This is a genomic window from Thalassospira sp. MIT121401 (assembly GCF_047125595.1).
GTDB classification, from domain to species: Bacteria; Pseudomonadota; Alphaproteobacteria; order Rhodospirillales; family Thalassospiraceae; genus Thalassospira; species Thalassospira povalilytica.
The window spans coordinates 911685-931955 of record NZ_CP138926.1 but is presented as its reverse complement, the minus strand read 5'-3'; the positions used below and the strand labels follow the sequence as shown (position 1 = coordinate 931955).

The window sequence follows — 20271 nt, the reverse complement described above, 5'->3', positions numbered from 1 at the left end:
AGTTACTCCTTCAATTCGACCAGCAAATCCTTGCTGTCGACCTGTGTACCGGCCGGTGCGTGGATTTTGGCCACGATACCGTCCTTTTCCGCGTGAACTGCGGTTTCCATTTTCATGGCTTCAAGTGAACACATCACGTCCCCGGACTTGACCTTCTGGCCTTCGGCGACATGCACCTCGACCACAAGACCGGGCATCGGGGCTGCGACATGCAGCTTGTTGCCGTCTTCGGCCTTCGGTTTTGCCTTGCCCGAAGCCGCCAGCGTCTTGTCCGCGACCTTGACTGTGCGGGGTTGACCATTCAGTTCGAAGAACACCGTACGATGGCCTTCTTCGTCACCGAATTCGGACGTCGCCAAATAGCGAATGACAAGGGTTTTGCCCTTTTCCAGATCAACCGAGATTTCCTGATTCTGGTTCATCCCGTAGAAAAAGACCGGTGTTGGCAGAATGGATACATCGGCGTGGTGACTGCGATGTTCGGCATAATCAAGGAACACCTTGGGATACATCACATAGGATGCCACTTCGGCATCGCTGATGTTGCTGCGGTGCGTCTTCTTTTCGATTTCCTTGCGGGTGGCCTCGAAATCAATCGGCGGCAATGACTTGCCCGGACGATCTGTCAGCGCCTCGGCGCCCTTAAGCACCTTGCGCTGAAGGGCGGGCGGGAAGCCACCGACCGGCTGGCCGATTTCACCGCGGAAGAACGAAATCACACTGTCGGGGAAGGCGATATCCTTTTTGGGATCAAGAACGTCTTCCTCGGACAGGCCCGATGTCACCATCATCAGTGCCATATCGCCAACCACCTTGGAGCTTGGCGTGACCTTGACGACATCACCAAACATCTTGTTGACTGCGGCATAGGCCTTTGACACTTCGGGCCAGCGATCCTCGATCCCCAAAGCACGGGCCTGCTGACGCAGGTTGGTATATTGGCCGCCGGGCATTTCATGGACATAAACGTCGGACGTGCCGCTGCGAATGTCGCTTTCAAAGCCGGCATAGTAACGACGGACCTGTTCCCAATAAGTCGACACTTCCTTAAGTGCCTCGGCCTTGAGCCCCGGATCACGCGGCTGACCGATATAGTTATTGGCAATCGACCCCAGGCTTGGCTGCGATGTCAGACCCGACATTGAATCCATTGCGGCATCAACCGCGTCCACCCCGGCATCAATCGCTGCAATCACCGTTGCCGCGGAAATGCCGCTGGTATCATGGGTGTGGAAATGGATCGGGATATTGACCGTATCCTTAAGCGCCTTGATCAGCTCGGTCGCCGCCGCTGGGCGCATAACCCCGGCCATGTCCTTAAGGCCCAGAATATGCGCACCAGATTTTTCAAGCTCGCGCGCCATATTCACATAGTAATCAAGGTTATATTTCGGACGGCTCTTGTCATAGATGTCGCCGGTATAACAAATGGTCGCTTCGCAAAGTTTATCGGTTTTAAGAACCGATTCCATCGCGACCTTCATGTTTTCAACCCAGTTCAGGGAATCAAACACGCGGAAAACATCCATGCCATGTTCAGCCGCCTGTTTGACGAAGTAATCCACCGCATTGTCAGGATAGTTGGTGTAACCGACCGCGTTCGACGCCCGCAGCAACATCTGGGTCAGGATGTTTGGCACCCGTTCGCGCAGCTTGACCAGACGATCCCACGGATCTTCTTTCAGGAAGCGCATGGCAACATCAAACGTCGCCCCGCCCCAGCATTCCAGCGAAAACAGTTCCGGAAGGCCGTGCGCATAATATGGCGCAATTTCAAGCATGTCATAGGTACGCATACGCGTTGCCAGAAGCGACTGATGCGCATCACGCATGGTCGTATCGGTAATCAGGACACGTTCCTGATCTTTCATCCAGCGTGAAAAACCTTCCGGTCCCAATTGATCAAGCTTTTGCTTGGTGCCCGGACGAATTTCACCCAGATCAATCGATTTCGGCATGACCGGATCATGCAGATTGGTCGGGACAACGCGGCCTTCGACTTCCGGGTTGCCATTGACCGCGACCTCGCCAATGAAGCGCAGCAAACGCGTTGCACGGTCACGACGGCGCACGAACTTGAACAGATCGGGCGTTTCATCAATAAACCGCGTGGTATATTCACCCGCCCGGAATTTCGGATGGTTGATCAGGTTTTCAAGGAAGGCCAGGTTGGTCGCAACACCGCGAATTCGGAATTCGCGCAATGCACGGTCCATACGGTCAACGGCTTCGCGCGGGGTGCTACCCCATGCGGTGACCTTTTCCAGCATACTGTCATAGAACGGCGTGATCACCGCCCCGGAATAGGCCGTGCCACCATCCAGACGAATGCCAAAACCGTTGGCCCCGCGATAAACCTTGATGATCCCGTAATCGGGGACAAAGTTGTTTTCCGGGTTTTCAGTCGTGATACGGCACTGAAGCGCATGGTCACGCAGCTTGATCTTGTCCTGCCACGGAATACCGGTTTCTGACGGGAAACCGATGCGACCACCCTGGGCAATCAGGATCTGTGCCTTGACCAGATCAAAGCCGGTGACGCATTCGGTCACGGTGTGTTCGACCTGAATACGCGGATTGACCTCGATGAAATAGAATTTGGATGTATCAACATCCATCAGGAATTCGACCGTACCGGCATTGACGTAGTTTGCCGCCGTCCCGAGCCGAATGGCAGCATCACAGATTTCCTGACGCTGTTCATCATTCAGATACGGGGCCGGTGCACGTTCGACAACCTTCTGGTTTCGGCGCTGAACCGAACAGTCGCGCTCATAAAGATGTACCAACGTACCGTGGGTATCCCCCAAAAGCTGAACTTCAACGTGGCGGGCACGACGGATCAGCTTTTCGAAATACACTTCGCCATTGCCAAAGGCTGCCTCGGCCTCGCGGCGTGCTGCCAGAACCTGATTGGCAAGGTCCTTGCCATTTTCGATGACCCGCATACCGCGGCCACCGCCGCCCCAGCTGGCTTTGAGCATCAGCGGATAGCCGATTTCCTCGGCGATGCGGGTGACTTCCTTCATGTCTTCGGGAAGCGCACTGGATGCCGGCATGACAGGCACGCCTGCACTTTCGGCCAGATTACGTGCAGACACCTTGTTGCCAAGCGTGCGCATGACATCGGAATCAGGACCGATAAACTGAATTCCGGCCTCGGCACAGGCATCGGCGAATTCCGGATTTTCAGACAGGAAACCATATCCGGGGTGGATTGCATCTACGTCGGCATCACGTGCCACCCGCAGAATGTCTTCAATATCCAGATAGGCGCGAATGGGTTTGTTGCCCTTGCCCACCGTATAGCTTTCATCAGCTTTGAAACGGTGAAGGGCGAACCGGTCCTCGTCAGAGAAAATCGCAACGGTGCGAATGCCAAGTTCGTTGGCAGCTCGCAAAACACGAATCGCGATTTCGCCACGGTTGGCGACCAGAAGTTTACGGATACGCTTAGGTGCAGAACGCGTCATTGACACCGGGCTCCTACCACATTTTCCTGGCAGGAACGTGCCTGTGCGCGCCTGCCAAAACCAAGTGAAACGCCACGATATGGTCCCGGAATGCGCTGCGGTGCGGGATGCCTGCAACGCCATACCTTTTGTGGCGGAACAAGATGCCTGCACGCTGAGATCTTGTGCAATGCATCCAGAGCTTTTGGCGCCCGGTGGGCAGGCGTCGGTTCTGGTATATGCGCATTGCCCTCTCCCTGTCAAAGCATGATCTCATGAATTGGTAATACCAATCAGGCAAAAGCAAGGCCAGCCGCTTTTCACCATGCGGAACGAAAATCGCCTTTCCACGTGAACGGTGTCGTGCAAATCCGTGATCTTTGGGGACTTTTGTCACAGATATGTTATTGTCCGACCACGCCTGAAACACCCAATTCCCAGAACGGTCGCGCCCATGCCGAAGCTCAATCTTCGACTAAAGTTCCTGCTGCTTTCCATTTTGCCACTGGTTCTTGCCGCATCGGCCATCTCATGGCTGGTCTTTGCGCAGGCCGAAAGACTGGCCGAAGCCGAAATCAGGACTTTTGAACGCAACATCCTTGAAGCCCGCAAGGAGGAGCTCAAAAGTTATCTTGAGCTCGCCATGGCATCGATTGACCATATCTATTCGGTGGCAAGCCCGCTGGATGCTGTTTCCAAGGAACGGGTAAAGGCGATTATCGAAGATCTGACCTATGGCGAGGACGGCTATTTCTTCATTTACGACCGCGACGGCACCGCGCTTGTTGAACCGCCCCAACCATGGCGGGTCGGGCGGACCTATTGGAACCTTCGCGACATTAACGGCAATTCGGTCATTCAGGGGCTGATATTCAATGCCGAAAAGGGTGGCGATTTCATGCGCCATGTTTGGGAAAAGCCATCAACCGGCGAGCCGACCGAAAAGATCACCTATTCGCTGATGCTTGATAAATGGGACTGGATGATCGGGACCGGCATCTATATCGACGACATTGCCGAACAGGTGACGGAAATCGAGGCAGAGGTCTCTACCCATATCCGCGAAACCACAATTTCCATCATCGGTGTCACCATCCTTGCGGTCTTGCTGGTTGGCATTTCCGGAACTGTGGTCACGCTTTCGGAACGCAAGCTTGCTGATTCCAAGCTCAAGGAACTGACCCATCGCGTGGTCGATGTCCAAGAACAGGAACGCCTTCGGGTGTCGCGCGAACTGCATGACGGCATCAGTCAGATTCTGGTATCGGTCAAATATTCGGTTGAAACCGCAATTGCCCGGATCGGGCAAAACCGGGAAAATGCGATTGAACCGATGGAAAAGGCCGCCAAACGGTTGCAGGATGCCATTCACGAAGTACGTCGCATCTCGCGCGACTTGCGCCCCGCCGTGCTTGATGATCTTGGCCTGAAACCCGCAATCGAAAGCATGTGCGCCGAATTGCAGGACCGGTCGGGCATCCTCATGGAAGTCAAGATCGACAATATCGACAACCAGCTTGATATGGCCAAAAAGACAACGCTTTATCGTGTCTTGCAGGAAACACTGACCAATATTGAACGCCATGCCGATGCAACCGTGATCAAGATATCCATCAAGCGCGAAGGAACCAGCGTGGTCATGCGCATCACCGATAACGGTGTGGGCTTTGAAACCAACCGTTATATCCGTAACCGCGACCCACGCGCCGGGATCGGATTGCGCAACATGCGCGAACGCATGGAGTTCCATGGCGGTGGTCTTTCCGTGCGCTCGGAACCCGATGACGGAACCAAAATTACCGCATTTATTCCCGCCACCAGCCAGAATGATCTACCCGACGGGCGAATCAGCGGTTAATCTGGGCTGGCAACCATACCCATCGACAGGACCAAGTTTCGATCAATGAACAGTGCCAATCAAATCTATTCCAATGACCGCCCGTTGCGTATCTTGCTGTGCGATGACCATGCGCTTGTGATGGATGGCATTCGTTCGCGACTGGAATGTTTTGATCATATCAACATCATTGGGGAAGCCAGCAACGGCGTCGAAGCCCTGTCGCTGGCCGGTGAATTGCGCCCCGATGTTGTATTGATGGATATTTCAATGCCGGTCATGAACGGGCTTGAAGCCGCTGAAAAGTTCCGCGAAACGCTTCCGGATACCAAGGTTGTCATTCTGTCGATGCATGAAAACCCGGAATATCTGCGCACCGCCCAGCAGGCAGGCGCCAAAGGCTTCATCCTTAAGGATGTTTCATCCAACGACATGGTCCGCGCGATTGAAACCATCGCCAATGGCGGCGAAGCATACAGTTCGACCTTTGATCGCATCAGTGCCGGCGAAGGCAGCAACAGTGACGGCGTGCCGCTAACGACGCGCGAACGAACCGTTTTGCGTCTTCTCGCCAAAGGGGCCAGCAACAAGCACGTTGCCCGCGAACTCGATATCAGTGTGCGAACAGTTGAAACCCACCGCCGCAACATCAAGCGCAAACTTGATATCGACAGCTCGGCCGGGCTCGTGCGGTACGCCATTGAAAAGGGTCTGGTCACCCTCGATACCAACGCCTGACGCGTCCAAGCACCGAACAAATCGGTTTTGCCGCGCCCTGGATTGATTTCACAACAAGATACAGTACATTTAAGACTGATTTTGATTGGCCCGATCCGTCAGTCTGATTTCAGTCCGGGCCCATGCCCCGTTTTAAAGGGTGGCGTTTGTGAACCATTCGACAAGCCATATTTTCCGTCCAGACATCGCCCGATGCCGTGATTGCGGCGTGCGGAAATTTGCCTTGTTCAACAATCTGACGGACGAGGATTTCAAACTTGTCCATATGCCGGTTGAAGATGTCAGCTTGCCCAGACGGGGCACCCTTTACAATGCGGGGGACATGGCACAATCGATCTTCACCCTGCGCAGCGGATTGATCAAACTTGTGCATTATCTTCCCGATGGAGGGCAAAGGGTGGTGCGGCTGGTGCGTCCGGGCGGGACAATCGGTCTTGAAGCCCTGGTCAGTGAATGTTTTACCCACCACGCCGAAGCCATTCAGGACAGTGCCCTGTGCCGCATCCCGATTGCGGTGATTGAAAAGCTTGATCGGGAAAGTCCACGCCTGCACAAGCAGGTTCTCAATCGCTGGCACCAGGCCGTGATGGATTCAGATAATTGGCTGACCCAAATGTCGACGGGCACGGCGCGCGAACGGGTCGCACGGCTTTGCCTGTTTCTCAATGATGAAGAAACGGCGACCTGCACCCTGCCCGGTCGCGAAGATATCGGGGCGATGCTGGGCATTACCACGGAAACGGCAAGCCGTATCATCGCTGATTTCAGGCGGGCGGATTTGCTTGCATTCTTGTCGCGCAATGTCTTCCGACTGGACCTTGACGGGATCAGGGAAGTAGCTGGGCTTGATGAAACCGACACTCTGCCTGACGAAACAGGGTGATATCCCAACTACCGGATGGCTTGTTGCAAAACGGTCTGGAATGCTGAATTCGGACCGCAGGCCAAGGACAGTCGTTGATATTCTTCGGGGGTGTCGATCTGGCGCTGTTCTTCGCGACGGCGCCGGTCAATATCGCGCAGCCGGCGCTTGAAATCCCGACCATATTCCGACAACAGCCGCTTGATCGCGGATGGCACATTATCCGCAGAAAGCGGGAACATCGCACTGACCTTGCCCACGACATCATTGACCAGATCATCAAGGGCGGCGCGAATATCGGCTTCCATGCCCTGATTGACTTTCACATGTTCGCCTTCGTGGGTGTAAACCACATCATATTCGCATGACCCGCGTTCGAGCTCGGATGCGATATAGACCAGATGTTTGACGACATCGACCTTTGGGCTGACCCGCACCGGATCCAGACAATACCGCCCAAACCCGACTTCGCGCGGTTCAAACCGCATGTCAAATGATGCCCGCATTTCATATTCGGTCAGTCCGGCCACCAGATAACGCGATCCACCGCCCGCCCGACTGTTCAGCCATCGTACCGACCGGTGACGGTCAAGCATCGGGTCCTTGTGATTGAATTCAAGCATTGCCTCGGGCGACCTTACCGGCGCACAGGTCCCTTGCGCATATGCGGGGCTTTGCCATGCCCATATAACAAGCAAAACCAGCAGACCAATGACATGGTGTCGCGATAACAGCCGGTATCGTTGATCGCATTGCGACACGTCAGTTCCCCGTGCTGATGCGATAAAGTCGGCTGCAAATCTCAGACATGACGAACCTTGTCTGCACATTCGACACAAAGCGGTGTGGTCGGATCAAATTCCAGACGCCGTTTGTCGATGTCTTCACCGCAATTATGACAATGGCCATATTCGTCATCGTCCATCCGCTTGAGCGTCTTTTCGATCCGGTCAAGTTCAGCACTGCGACGACGTTCCTGTTCCAGATGCATCTGCTGGTTCTGAAGTGCGTCCATGCGTGACAACCGCCCAACCGCCTGCTGATCCAGCTCGACAGGTTTTCGATAGTCTTCTGAATGGCTTGAATATGCCAGGATGTCAGCGCGCCTTTCTTCAAGACGCACACGCAGCGAAGCCAGATCGATGTCTTTACGGTCCGTCATGCGAAACCTCGTGACCAGTTGTTGTTCTTCTTTATTCCATATGGGGATCGGCACCGCTGTTTCGCCAACCCCCGAACAGATTTGACCGGTTTGCCCGACCGCTCAGGCGCAATTTCCGCATGCATCGACAAGCTTTTCCAATGCTGCCTTTGCCTCATCATCATCAAGACCTTCGGCTTTGATGTTTTTCTGGATTTTGCAGCAAAGCGCCGGCCCGTCGGGGAACGGCTTGTCAGTCCAGAACGGTGCTGTTGTGCCGAAATACCCCGCCTGATCAAGGAACGATACACCGTAGTAATAAGCAGCCCCGACCGAATTATAAAAGGTCGGATCATCGATAAATCCGCCATCGGGTGTCATCGACTTTGTCAAACACCAGTCCAGAACAAGTGCGATGTCAGATGCGGCGGCCTTTTGGGTATCGGCATCGACCTTTGACCAGCCCAGATCGAAGATCTTGGTCACGTCATAGTTATTGTGGTTATTGAAATCGCCATTGTGCTTCCAGCCGAACGGATAAGCGTCATCGCGGATCGCCAGCGTGGTTTGGAAAATCTCGGTCCATAAATCGACCTTCCCGTGCTGATAGGAAATATTGTGGAAGGTCAGGCTAAGATCGCTGCTTTTAAGCACGCCCTGATCGGGTGTATCGAACCACCCACCCCAATAGCCGCTCTGCCCGTCTTGCCAGCGATCAAGCCACTTTTTATAGGCATCGATGTAATCCTGGGTCAGATCAAACCCTTTTATATTGGCCTGGAAATAGTCGCGAATTTCGCTTTTGAAGCACATTTGTGAAAGGGCCGCGCTGACGGCCCCCAGTGCATCGCGACGATCAAGACCATCTGCGTAAATCTTTGATGTTTTTTGACTTTCAAGCCACGCAACCATTTTTTCCGGGGTGGCTATCGGGGCAAGAAATGCCAACGGGTATTGCGGTGCCTGCCCTTCATCGGCAAGGGTATTGACCGCATCGATCATGGCATCAACCTTCAGAAACCACTGATCGTAGCAAGGCCCCCAAGACCCATCGCTTGCAACCTGTTTCCCGGCCCAGTCCTGATCGCGATTATCAAGCGATGCCGCAAAGGCATCAATCTTGGTCGAAAGCGTTTTCCAGTCGGCTGTATACATCAACAGCCATTTGCATTCGATCATCTGCTGATCGGATGCGGCCATGCTGTTGCCGGTCTTCTGGATTTCGATCAACTTGTCCTGCAAAGGGGAAAGCTTGGCGGCAAAAGCCGATTGCTGCGTCACATAATCCGGATCAAATGCCGTGAACTGTTGTGAAATCAGTTTGGTAAAATCTGTCATTGGCCTTTTGCGCCCCCCGTTACGCGTGGAAGCCACCAGCATGACAAAAAATCACCTGTTGCCAAGGAATTATCGGAAGACAAACCGATGATGTCACGAATTTGCAGCCTCAATCACGCAGGTGGCGTGATCGGGTAATCTTATTATTCCAAAAGCCAGTTCCGAATAATCCGAAGCGCCTGATCAGGATCCGTTTCAACAAGCTTTGTCGCGACATTTGCCTTTTTGCGGTCGATCATTCCTTCGATGCCGGCAACACTGATGCCATCAGCATCATTTTGGACCGGGACAATTGACGTCGCCGATGATGTGTCACGCAAACGATCACGCAAAGCCGCATCCGAACCCGGTTCATATTTCGGAATCGGCGCCGCAGGTTTCGGACCGCTCATGAATGGGGCCGAAATGGACTGCGTTTGCTTTTTTGCACTTTCCGTCACGACCTGTCCTTCGTCAGATGGCAAACATGCTTCTTCGTCAGAATATGGCGACTCGTCGTTGGAACTGCACCGTCTTTCAATAATTTTGCCTTCCGGGAAGCCGAAAAACCTAAATTAGCGGATATTAAACTTTAGTAGGATATGTATGAGCAAACGATTCCGGTGACCAAAAAAATCTCAACCCAGGATAACACGCTCCGCACCCTCGAACGTTTTCAACTTGTCGTCAAAACCTTTCAGTTCTGCGGGGTCTGCCGTGATAGAGACCGAACCATTCGATACAACCCATTGTAAAAACACCAATAGAACAATCCAATTAAGTAAATTGTTTCGCAGGAGGAAAGTTCAATTCCTGTCATTTTGGGGTTTATCAAGCCCACTGGTGTATTTACCTTCGTATCCACTCAGGGTATTCACCACCTTTGAATAGTTTTGCCGATACCTTCGATCAAACGGCAACACGATGGGGGCTCAGTTTCTTTGAAGCAGTTTAAGTACATATTGATCGCCGCACTGGGGACCATTTTGGTCAACATCCCGGAAGCGCGTGCCGTGGAATTTGGTGAATCCCCGGTCCTTGCGTCGCAAGTTGCCGCCGGAACGCTTCCCCCTGTCAAAGATCGTCTACCAACCACGCCGATGATTGTCACGCCAAACGATCGAATTGGCGTCTATGGCGGCACCTGGAAAATGGCACAGCGCGATCAGCGCGACCAGGCATTGTTGATCCGCAACATCGGTTACGAGCCGCTTTTGCGCTGGACGCCGCAATGGACATCGACCATTCCGAACGTTGCCCTTTCCTTCCAGCCCAGCAGTGACGCGACCGAGTTCTTTTTCCGTCTGCGTCCTGGCATGCGCTGGTCTGATGGCGCGCCATTTACCGCTGATGACATTACGTTCTGGTACGAAGACATTCTGCTGAACCCGGCCTTTCCCGATGCTGTTCCCGAATGGCTGACGGCTGGCGGAAACGCTGTTCAGATTGATGAAGTCGACGAAAATACCGTCGCCTTCCGCTTCAGCACGCCTTATGGCCTGTTCCCGACCGCGCTTGCCCGGCCAGAAGGCGTTGAACCGGTCAGCTATCCGGCACATTTTTTAAAGCCGCTTTTGCCCAAATATAACCCGAACGCCGATGAAGAAGCCCGTGCTCTTGGCTTTGCCGGCTGGAAAGATCGCTTCATTGATGTTTTTGGCAATCCGGGAACGATCGACGATCCGTCGCGCTGGCTTAATCCCGATGTTCCGACATTGAATGCCTGGGTCCTGACCGGCGTCTATGGCAAAGACGACCCACTGATCGCCAAACGCAATCCCTATTACTGGAAAATCGATCCGACCGGACGCCAGTTGCCCTATATCGACGAGGTATCCTTTACCCTGGTTCCGTCGAAAAGTGCCGCGGGGGATGCCGCGATCGCCGGCAAGGTCAATATGCAGGAACGCCATGTCAGCACACGTGCGGACGAAGTTCTGGCTGCCAACGACAATCTGTTGCCCTTCACGCTGATTGAAAGCGACATGAACACTCTGACCTTGTCATTGAACCTGAATGACAAGGATCCGGTACTGCGCAAGATTTTCCAGAACAAGGATTTCCGGATCGCGCTTTCGCATGCGATTGACCGTGACAACATCATTGCGCGTTTCGTGCCCGGTGCCCTGCCCCATCAGGCGGCACCACGACCGGAAAGCCCGCTTTACCACACAGTACTTGCCCGCCAATACATCCATTATGACCAGGCACTGGCAACGGACTATCTGGCCAAGGCCGGCCTGATGGAAAAGGATCAGGATGGCTTCTTGTTGCGTCCGGATGGCAAACGCTTGTCATTCACCATCGACACAGAGGGTGCCGACCGGTTCGCGATGCTTGATGCCGTCATCCAGTATTGGCGTGATATCGGTATCGACGTTACCGCAAGAAACCTGCCCCGCGACGAATTCGTCTCGCTGCGTGAACGCAACGACCACGAAGCAAGTGCCTGGGGCGGTGATGGCGGGCTTGATGCCATGGTTATCCCGATCAACTATCTTCCGATGTCGGCCGAATCATCATGGTTTGCAACCGGCTGGGCCAACTGGTACGTCAACCCGAACAGCCCCGATGCCATGACGCCACCTGAGGCGGTTCAAAAGCAGCTGGCCCTTTATAACCAGCTCAAGGAAACCGCGAATGCAGAAAAACAAAATCAACTGATGCGCGACATCCTCGACATCAGCGCCGATCAGTTTTACGTTATGGGCATCGCTCTGCCGCCAAACCGGAAAGGCGTGGTCGCCAAAAACTTCCACAACGTTCCAAAGGTAATCCCGGCGGCCTGGAGTTATGCAACACCGGCACCGACCAACCCGAGCCAATATTATATTGAGCAAAAGTAATCGGCACGGGCTCGGATCATTGGTCAGGGGGGACGACGAGGCGTGAAGAAGCTGTTTGACCGAATGATCGGCAGCCTGGTTTTCAAGATCGCACTGGCGATTGTGATTGTCGAAACCATCCTGCTTGGATTGTTCGGCGGCTATTACGTTCAGTATTTCGGTGCCGAAATTGACCGCCGCATTGCAGAACAGATCAGCACCCCCGGCCGCCTGATTCAGGACGAACAGCTCAAGGTCTCCATTCTCAGTGATGCCAAGCAGATGAAATTGCTGCTTGGCGATCATTTGCAGCAAGCCATGGCAATCGGCTTTGACGGTACGATTTATCATGCGATTGATCCGCTTCTGATCGGCAGTTCAACCGACGTTCTTCCGGATTTCCCGTCCGATGAATTGCGCCCCAACATGACCGAGCCGGCGCTGTTTACAGTCGATGACGTCGATGGTCACAGCATCGTTTCGATCACCCCGCTTTTCAGCCTGAATGCCAATCAGCCATTCATGTATGTGTTTCTCAAAGTCTCGACCAAGGGCCTTGAAGAAAGCCAGCGCCAGATGCAGTCGGTCCTGCTGATCGGATCGGCAATCTGTATTCTGATGACATCTGCGCTGATTTTCCTGTTCACACAGCAAACCGTTCTTCGGCGCCTGATTTCAGCTGCCCAGTTCGTGAACAAGATCCAGCTTGGCAAACTGAGTTCGCGGCTGACACCGATGGGACGCGATGAAATCGGAACCCTTGAGCGCGGCCTGAATGCCATGGCCGAAAGTCTCGAACGGCGAACCCAGCAACATCAGATCGCCCAGGACGCCTTACGCGACAGCGAAGAACGTTTCCGTGACTTCACCCTGTCATCGGCGGACTGGTACTGGGAAATGGGTGCGGATCTCAAGATCGCGTTCGCATCCTATAAGTTCTATCAGCTGATCGAAGAAATTAACGGCTCCCCGCAGGGGCAGTCATTCGACAAACTTGGCCTGACATCCGAACATCCAGAAGGCTGGCACTATCTGCAACGCAGGCTTGATGCCCATATGGCGTTCCAGAATGTCGAATTTTCCTGGACGTCACGCAAAGGCGAAAAGAATTATGGCCGCATCAACGGCGTCCCGGTCTTTTCGCTTGATGGTCGATTTAACGGATATCGCGGCACCGGCAGCAACATCACAGCCCAGCACCGCGCCGCCGAAGAACAGCAAGCTCTTCAGCGTCAGCTTGCCACATCCCAAAAGCTTGAAGCTGTTGGTCAGATGGCCGGCGGGGTTGCCCATGAATTCAATAACTGCCTTGCCGGCATTCTGAGCTTTGCCGAAGTTGCGCGTGCCAAAATCGATGATCCCGAACGGGTTAAGGAATATCTTGATCACGTCATCTCGCTTGGCGAACGTGCGACCAGTGTTGCCGATCAGCTTCTGATGTTCTCGCGGCGGCGCATTGACCAGCCGACCAATATCCGCGTGCAAAGCATTTTCTCCGAGATGGAGAAACTTCTGCTGACATTGCTCGAACACCGGATCGAACTGCAAATCTGGTCGGACAATCCGGAACTTTACACCCGCGTCGACCCGACGCAGCTTTCGGCCTGTATCCTTAACCTTGCGATCAATGCGCGTGATGCAATGCCCGATGGCGGCACATTGCAAATATCGTCGCGCAGTGTCGAAATCCCGCCCCTTGCCCAGCGCAACCCGGACGAGGACGAAGATACCTATCCCGAAGATGTCGCAGGCGAATTCGTTGTCATCACGGTACAGGATACCGGTACCGGTATTCCCGACGACATTATCGACAATATTTTCGAACCCTTCTTCTCCACCAAGGAGCCGGGCAAGGGTACCGGTCTTGGTCTGTCGATTGTTCACAGCTGGGTCGAAGAATCACACGGCTTCATCAATGTCGAAAGCATCGAAGGCGAAGGCACGACCTTCTCGGTTTATCTGCCGCGCTCCGAAGCAGGCGGCGAGACCGCCCTTCGTGTGGATGAAGTCGACAAATTCCCGGGCAATGGCGAGCGGGTTCTGATTGTCGATGACGAACAGGCACTGCGCACCACCGCACGTATTATTCTTGAAGATGTCGGCTTCAGAACCGAAACCGCCAAAAACACCGAAGAAGCACTAAGCCTGCTAAGTGCGGCCGAACAGGATGACCCGTTTGACGTCATTCTGACCGATGTTGTCATGTCCGGCCGAAGTGGCCCGCAACTGGTCATCGAGGCATTGCGCAGCAACCCGCGTTATGGCGTTGTTTTCATGTCGGGCTATCCCGCGCGCTCGCGCAAGGAACTCGACAAGCTGCTCGGCAATTACGTGTTTGTCAAAAAGCCGTTCCGCCCCAGCCAGTTGCAAAAGGCCATCCATGATGCCTTGGCCTTGCGCGCCGAACGGCAAAAAACCTGACCGCGGCGTATTAGAACAGGAAATCCGCCCCTTGACCGGGCACCTACCCGCCCGAGTCCCTCGCCAAACAACAGCATTTCAAACCGCGATCATCGCGCAAAGGTTAAAAAATTCTTTCGATACAGTTGCCCGCTAAGCAATTGGCGTGACTGCGGTTCTTTGTGTGATGAGCTGCTCGTAACCAGCCCGGTGTGACAGCCGTCACTTTTTTTGATCTGTTTCATCCCTACCTTTATAAACAGACAGATTACGCACGAGCATGAAGAGGTCAGGATGATCGGTTCAGTACAAGGTTCAGGACTTGGTGCCGCAGCACAGGCTGTTAACGATGCCATCACCCCGAATGGTGGTGCTGACCCGTCCCTGCCCTTTGCAGCAGCAGAGGGTGCCATTAACAAGGCGACCGGCCTGGCCAAGGTTATCGGATCCATTGTGACCGAACATCAGCCCCTTGAAACCAGTGGCCATCGCGGCACCAAGGTTAATATCCTAACGTGATTTTCCCTCTCGTTAGCTTCCTCCGGGGGTGGTCTGCGACCACCCCTTTTTGTATTTGAATGCTTTCAAATACCCGGTCATGACAAGCAGTAAGCCCCGTGCTAAGGTTCGGGAATATTGCGCATTTGGACGGTATGATGGTCGCCAACAGAATTGGAACAGGTTCGTCCCAAACGGGACTTCAGGATGCACGATCCCGCCCCCAGGGTGTCCCGGGCATGGGTGGGCGTGTTACGGCCAATTCAGACCAGCCATCTTCTGACAGCTTCATTGCGGCACAGCTTGCGCGTCTGCGTAATCTGATTGCCACCGATCAGATTGATCATAATGCGCGTCGCGGGACCTATCTTAACATCCTGCTTTGACGCTCTTTTCGACCATCTTTATGAATTGCCCGTCGTGAACCGATCCGTTGTTTGCGACGCCTTTTGCACGCGTTCCCGCAATTCTGGCAACTTCGCAAAATAAAAGGCGGACCAAAAGGCCCGCCTTTTTGCCTGCTCGCTTCATCCGTCACGAACAAAGAAAAGTGCCCCGTACCGAAGTACGGGGCCAGTTCAATTGTCCAGGTGTGTTGGACAAGGGAGCTTGCGCAAAAGCGTGATCAGATCACGCAGTTGCCTGGTTTTCGCTCTCGGAGCGAATAGGATGTTCCAGTTTGTCGACGATTTCCTTCGGCACGATCTGCCAGAAGTTGCCGCGTTCACGATCCCAGTTATCAAGGATCGTACGTGCATAACCGCTTTCGGTTTCTGCAACATGCTCTTCAATGAGCGAACGGCAATGTTCGTCCCAGTACTGGGTTTCAATGCGCTGATACAGGATGGAGCCATCATTGACGACGTCGGCAAAGGTGCCTTCAACGTCATAGATGAATGCCATGCCACCGGTCATGCCGGCCCCGAAGTTTTCACCGACCGAGCCCAGAATAACTGCGGTACCGCCGGTCATGTATTCACAACCGTTCGAACCACAACCTTCGACCACGACGGTCGCACCGGAGTTACGCACACAGAAACGTTCACCGGCCTGACCCGCAGCAAACAATTTGCCCGACGTCGCACCATAAAGAATGGTGTTGCCGATGATGGTGTTTTCATTGGTCTTGAGCGGGCTGGAAGGCCGCGGACGCAGAACAATCGTCCCGCCCGAAAGGCCCTTACCGACATAGTCGTTGGCATCGCCCTGAACTTCGATCTTGAGCCCCTGAACCGCAAAGGCACCAAGTGACTGACCAGCCGAACCGCGCAGACGGACATGCAGATGACCCGGTTTCAGGCCGGTCATGCCGTATTTCTGCGTGATCAGTGACGACATCCGGGTCCCGATTGCACGTTGGGTGTTCTGGATGTTGTACTGAAGCTGCATTTTTTCGCCGTCTTCAAGAAGCGGACGGGCATCCTTGATCATCTGGGCATCAAGGGTATCCGGGACTTCGTTGCGACCTTCGATGGTGCAGAAGCGTGCATGATCACCGGCATCAGCCTGTGCCAGCAGCGGGTTAAGATCAAGGTCAACAAGGTCTTTGGCGCCACGGTGAACCTGCTGAAGCAGGTCGGAGCGGCCAATCACGTCTTCCAGCTTGTCATAGCCAAGCTCGGCCAGAACGTCTTTGACTTCTTCGGCCATGAAGGTGAACAGGTTGACCAGCTTGTCAGCTGTACCAACGAACTTGGCACGCAGTGCCGGGTCCTGGGTACAGACACCAACCGGGCAGGTGTTGGAATGGCACTGACGGACCATGATGCAGCCAAGGGCGATCAGGGAAGCCGTACCGATACCAAATTCCTCGGCACCAAGCATTGCGCCAATCACAACGTCACGACCGGTTTTGAAACCACCGTCAACGCGCAGTTTGACTTTGTCACGCAGGTTATTGAGCGTCAGAACCTGGTTGACTTCCGACAGGCCCATTTCCCAAGGAACGCCTGCATATTTGATCGAGGTCTGCGGGCTTGCACCCGTACCGCCGTCATAACCGGAAATCAGGATCACGTCGGCTTTTGCCTTGGCAACACCGGCTGCAATCGTACCAACACCCGAACGCGACACCAGCTTGACGCAAACGCGGCAGCGCGGGTTGATCTGTTTGAGGTCATAGATCAGCTGTGCCAGATCTTCGATCGAATAGATGTCATGATGCGGCGGCGGCGAAATCAGGGTCACACCCGGCGTCGCATGACGCAGCTGTGCAATTTCAACCGTGACCTTGAAGCCCGGAAGCTGACCACCTTCGCCCGGTTTTGCACCCTGCGCGACCTTGATCTGAATTTCTTCACAGTTGTTCAGATATTCAGCCGTCACACCAAAGCGACCGGACGCGACCTGTTTGATCGAGGAACGCGCATTGTCACCGTTCGCACGCGGACGGAAACGTTCACGCGATTCACCACCTTCACCCGAGTTCGATTTCGCACCGATGCGGTTCATGGCAATCGCCAATGCCTCGTGGGCCTCGGTCGACAATGCGCCATGGGACATGCCCGGTGTGACGAAACGTTTGCGGATTTCGGTGATGCTTTCGACCTTGTCCTGGTGAACAGGGCTGCGATCGGAACGGAAATCAAGCAAGTCACGCAGATGCAGCGGTTCACGCGAACGCAGACCTTCCGAAAACTTGCGGAACGTATTGTAGCTGCCCGTCGTGACAGAAGACTGCAACGTATGGATCAGCGGGCCGGTCCAGACATGGCGCTCGCCACTGCGACGATATTTGTAAAGACCGCCAACCGGAAGGCTGACGACATTGCCGTTAAACGCTTCTTTATGCTGGGCGATCGTGCGGCGCTGGATACCCTGAAGACCGATGCCCGAAATACGCGACGGCATGCCCGGGAAGAATTCGGCCACCAGCGAACGCGACAGGCCAATACTTTCGAAGTTATAGCCACCGCGATAGGAACTGATGATCGAAATGCCCATTTTGGACATGATCTTGAGCAAGCCCGCATCAATTGCAGCCTTGAAGCGCTGCATGACTTCGGCAGTGCTGTTCACATTCGGGAACAGGCCACGTGCATAACGGTCAAGCAGACCTTCCTGTGCCAGATAGGCGTTAACCGTGGTTGCGCCAACACCGATCAGAACCGCGAAGTAGTGCACGTCCATGCATTCCGCCGAACGCACGTTCAGCGAGATATAGGTACGCAGTGACGTCTTTACGAGATGGCTGTGAACACCACCGGTCGCAAGGATCATCGGGATTGCAGCACGTTCTTCGCTGATCGCTTCATCGGTCAGGATGATGTGCAATGCACCGCCACGAACGGCTTCCTCGGCTTCGCGCTGAATACGGGAAATCGCATCGCGCAGGGCCGACTGGCCACCATTGATGTCAAAGGTGGTGTCAATCTCGACCGCCGTTTCGCCCATATAGCCGCGCATGGCATCATATTCGGCGTTGGTCAGAACCGGGCTTTCGAGCTGAAGCAGATCGCACTGGCTTTCATCTTCGTCCAGAACGTTGCCAAGGTTACCAAGGCGGGTCTTCAGGCTCATGACGCGCGCTTCACGAAGGGAATCGATCGGCGGGTTGGTCACCTGGGAGAAGTTCTGACGGAAGAAGTGATGCAGGCCACGATACCGATCCGAAAGGATCGCAAGCGGGGTGTCATCGCCCATCGAGCCAATGGCTTCCTTGCCGTCTTCACCCATCGGATGAAGGATCAGCTCAAGATCTTCGTGGGTCAGGCCCATCGCCTTTTGCAAACGCAGCAGACGTTCTTTTTCGATATGCGACGGCTCGGTATGTTCCGGCGAAATCAGGTCATCAAGAACCTTGGTGCGACCGACCCATTTCGACCAGTCACGACGGTTAGCCAGTTTGTCCTTAAGCTCGCGGTCATGATACAGCTTGCCCTCTTCGAGGTTGACGGCAATCATCTGACCCGGGCCAAGGCGGCCTTTTTCAATGCAGCTTTCTTCGTCGATATGCACCATACCGGCTTCGGAACCGGCAATCAGAAGGCCGTTACCGGTAACCGCATAACGCAGCGGACGCAAACCGTTACGGTCCGTACCACCCAGAAGCCATTTGCCACCATATGCCGCAAGTGCTGCCGGACCGTCCCACGGCTCCATCACAGCGTTGCAATAGGCATACAGGTTTTTATAGCTGTCAGGCGTCGATGCCTTTTTCGACCATGCCTCCGGAACCATCATGGTTTTCACCATCGGAAGGTCACGGCCGGCACGGATCATCAATTCGAACACCGCATCAAGAGCAGCCGAGTCAGACGAGCCCGGCTGAATAACCGGTTTGAGATCATCGATGCTGTCGGCGAACACTTCGTGCGCCATACGTGCTTCGTGACTTTTCATCCAGTTGACGTTACCGCGCAGCGTGTTGATTTCGCCGTTATGGGCAAGAACACGGAACGGCTGTGCCAGCGGCCAGCTCGGGAAGGTGTTGGTCGAATAACGCTGATGATAGACGCAGAAGCTTGAAATAAAGCGTTCGTCGCGCAGATCCGGATAGAAGGTATCAACGTCTTCTGCCAGGAACATGCCCTTGTAGATGATCGAACGGCACGACATCGAACAGATGTAGAAATCCTTGATCGCCTCGGACAGAACTGCCTTTTCGATACGACGACGGATCGCATAAAGGTCGATTTCGAATTTCTCTTCGTCGACATCGTCACGGACACCGATCAGAACCTGTTCGATTTCCGGGCGGGTCTGGTTTGCCTTTTCACCGATGACCGAAACATCAACCGGGACCTGACGCCAACCAAGAATACCATAACCCTGTTTGAGGATTTCGGTTTCAACGATTGCGCGGCAACGTTCCTGTGCCGACATGTCGATACGCGGCAGGAACACCTGACCAACTGCAATCAGGCTTTCCGGGGCTTCCTGGTTGATCACCTTAAGGTAAGCCTTGAAGAAATCCTGCGGGATCTGAAGGTGGATACCTGCGCCGTCACCGGTTTTGCCATCGGCATCAACAGCACCACGGTGCCAGATTGCCTTCAGGGCTTCGATACCGGCCTCAACCACTTCGCGGCGCGGTTTGCCATCAATGGCGCCGACAAGACCCACACCACAGTTGGCGTGTTCTTCGGCCGGGTCATACATGCCACTGGCTTCAAGATGTGCCGCGTTTTTCTCAAAACGGGCGATCTCGGCAGCACCGCGGCCCTGATCCAATTTGTCCTGAACGATCTTGTTCATAACTT

Annotated in this window: 13 protein-coding genes; 7 read left to right on the top strand and 6 right to left on the bottom strand. The window is 54.3% G+C overall.

The window, feature by feature from the left end; genetic code table 11:
* Positions 1–2 precede the first annotated feature (2 nt).
* Positions 3–3473: a pyruvate carboxylase gene (pyc, locus tag SIB88_RS04140; RefSeq protein WP_114112812.1), complete on the bottom strand. Its 3471-nt coding sequence runs from the start codon at positions 3471–3473 to the stop codon at positions 3–5.
* Positions 3474–3906: 433 nt separating this feature from the next.
* On the opposite strand from pyc, the gene SIB88_RS04135 reads away from it, so the two are divergent.
* The 3 genes from SIB88_RS04135 (at position 3907) to SIB88_RS04125 (ending at position 6910) form a co-directional block, all read left to right on the top strand.
* A complete protein-coding gene (locus SIB88_RS04135) occupies positions 3907–5310 on the top strand; it encodes a cache domain-containing protein (protein WP_101245346.1) in 1404 nt (467 codons plus the stop codon).
* Between the two features lie 45 nt (positions 5311–5355).
* Positions 5356–6027: a response regulator transcription factor gene (locus SIB88_RS04130; protein WP_101245345.1), complete on the top strand. Its 672-nt coding sequence runs from the start codon at positions 5356–5358 to the stop codon at positions 6025–6027.
* A 223-nt stretch (positions 6028–6250) separates the two neighbouring features.
* Entirely contained in the window at positions 6251–6910 is a 660-nt protein-coding gene (locus SIB88_RS04125) for a Crp/Fnr family transcriptional regulator (RefSeq protein ID WP_228194623.1), read from the top strand.
* Positions 6911–6918: 8 nt separating this feature from the next.
* Here SIB88_RS04125 and SIB88_RS04120 read toward each other — a convergent pair whose 3' ends face one another.
* The 4 genes from SIB88_RS04120 to SIB88_RS04105 all read right to left on the bottom strand — a co-directional run bounded on the left by SIB88_RS04120 (position 6919) and on the right by SIB88_RS04105 (position 9760).
* A complete protein-coding gene (locus tag SIB88_RS04120; RefSeq protein ID WP_412557425.1) occupies positions 6919–7512 on the bottom strand; it encodes a hypothetical protein in 594 nt (197 codons plus the stop codon).
* A gap of 179 nt (positions 7513–7691) precedes the next feature.
* A complete protein-coding gene (locus tag SIB88_RS04115) occupies positions 7692–8051 on the bottom strand; it encodes a TraR/DksA family transcriptional regulator (protein WP_412557424.1) in 360 nt (119 codons plus the stop codon).
* Between the two features lie 102 nt (positions 8052–8153).
* Complete coding sequence (locus SIB88_RS04110) at positions 8154–9368, bottom strand: hypothetical protein (RefSeq protein WP_412557423.1); 1215 nt, start codon at positions 9366–9368, stop codon at positions 8154–8156.
* 143 nt (positions 9369–9511) lie between these two features.
* On the bottom strand, positions 9512–9760 hold the full coding sequence (locus tag SIB88_RS04105) for a hypothetical protein (RefSeq protein WP_412557422.1): 249 nt from the start codon (positions 9758–9760) through the stop codon (positions 9512–9514).
* A gap of 528 nt (positions 9761–10288) precedes the next feature.
* Between SIB88_RS04105 and SIB88_RS04100 the strand changes: the two genes are divergently transcribed.
* The 4 genes from SIB88_RS04100 to SIB88_RS04085 all read left to right on the top strand — a co-directional run bounded on the left by SIB88_RS04100 (position 10289) and on the right by SIB88_RS04085 (position 15456).
* Positions 10289–12193, top strand: coding sequence for an ABC transporter substrate-binding protein (locus SIB88_RS04100; protein ID WP_412557421.1), 1905 nt, complete (start codon positions 10289–10291; stop codon positions 12191–12193).
* A gap of 42 nt (positions 12194–12235) precedes the next feature.
* Positions 12236–14593: an ATP-binding protein gene (locus SIB88_RS04095; protein ID WP_289078764.1), complete on the top strand. Its 2358-nt coding sequence runs from the start codon at positions 12236–12238 to the stop codon at positions 14591–14593.
* A 273-nt stretch (positions 14594–14866) separates the two neighbouring features.
* Positions 14867–15091, top strand: coding sequence for a hypothetical protein (locus tag SIB88_RS04090; protein WP_101245338.1), 225 nt, complete (start codon positions 14867–14869; stop codon positions 15089–15091).
* Positions 15092–15309: 218 nt separating this feature from the next.
* Positions 15310–15456: a hypothetical protein gene (locus SIB88_RS04085; protein WP_233432961.1), complete on the top strand. Its 147-nt coding sequence runs from the start codon at positions 15310–15312 to the stop codon at positions 15454–15456.
* Between the two features lie 244 nt (positions 15457–15700).
* On the opposite strand, the gene gltB is transcribed toward SIB88_RS04085, so the two are convergent.
* On the bottom strand, positions 15701–20266 hold the full coding sequence (gene gltB / locus SIB88_RS04080; RefSeq protein WP_101245337.1) for a glutamate synthase large subunit: 4566 nt from the start codon (positions 20264–20266) through the stop codon (positions 15701–15703).
* Between the last annotated feature and the right edge of the window lie 5 nt (positions 20267–20271).

Excerpts from the sequence above, each read along its gene's own strand:
- pyc (WP_114112812.1), bottom strand. The coding sequence starts at position 3,473 with ATGACGCGTTCTGCACCTAAGCGTATCCGTAAACTTCTGGTCGCCAAC.
- SIB88_RS04135 (WP_101245346.1), top strand. The coding sequence starts at position 3,907 with ATGCCGAAGCTCAATCTTCGACTAAAGTTCCTGCTGCTTTCCATTTTG.
- SIB88_RS04130 (WP_101245345.1), top strand. The coding sequence starts at position 5,356 with ATGAACAGTGCCAATCAAATCTATTCCAATGACCGCCCGTTGCGTATC.
- SIB88_RS04120 (WP_412557425.1), bottom strand. The coding sequence starts at position 7,512 with ATGCTTGAATTCAATCACAAGGACCCGATGCTTGACCGTCACCGGTCG.
- SIB88_RS04115 (WP_412557424.1), bottom strand. The coding sequence starts at position 8,051 with ATGACGGACCGTAAAGACATCGATCTGGCTTCGCTGCGTGTGCGTCTT.
- SIB88_RS04110 (WP_412557423.1), bottom strand. The coding sequence starts at position 9,368 with ATGACAGATTTTACCAAACTGATTTCACAACAGTTCACGGCATTTGAT.
- SIB88_RS04105 (WP_412557422.1), bottom strand. The coding sequence starts at position 9,760 with ATGAGCGGTCCGAAACCTGCGGCGCCGATTCCGAAATATGAACCGGGT.
- SIB88_RS04090 (WP_101245338.1), top strand. The coding sequence starts at position 14,867 with ATGATCGGTTCAGTACAAGGTTCAGGACTTGGTGCCGCAGCACAGGCT.
- SIB88_RS04085 (WP_233432961.1), top strand. The coding sequence starts at position 15,310 with ATGGGTGGGCGTGTTACGGCCAATTCAGACCAGCCATCTTCTGACAGC.
- gltB (WP_101245337.1), bottom strand. The coding sequence starts at position 20,266 with ATGAACAAGATCGTTCAGGACAAATTGGATCAGGGCCGCGGTGCTGCC.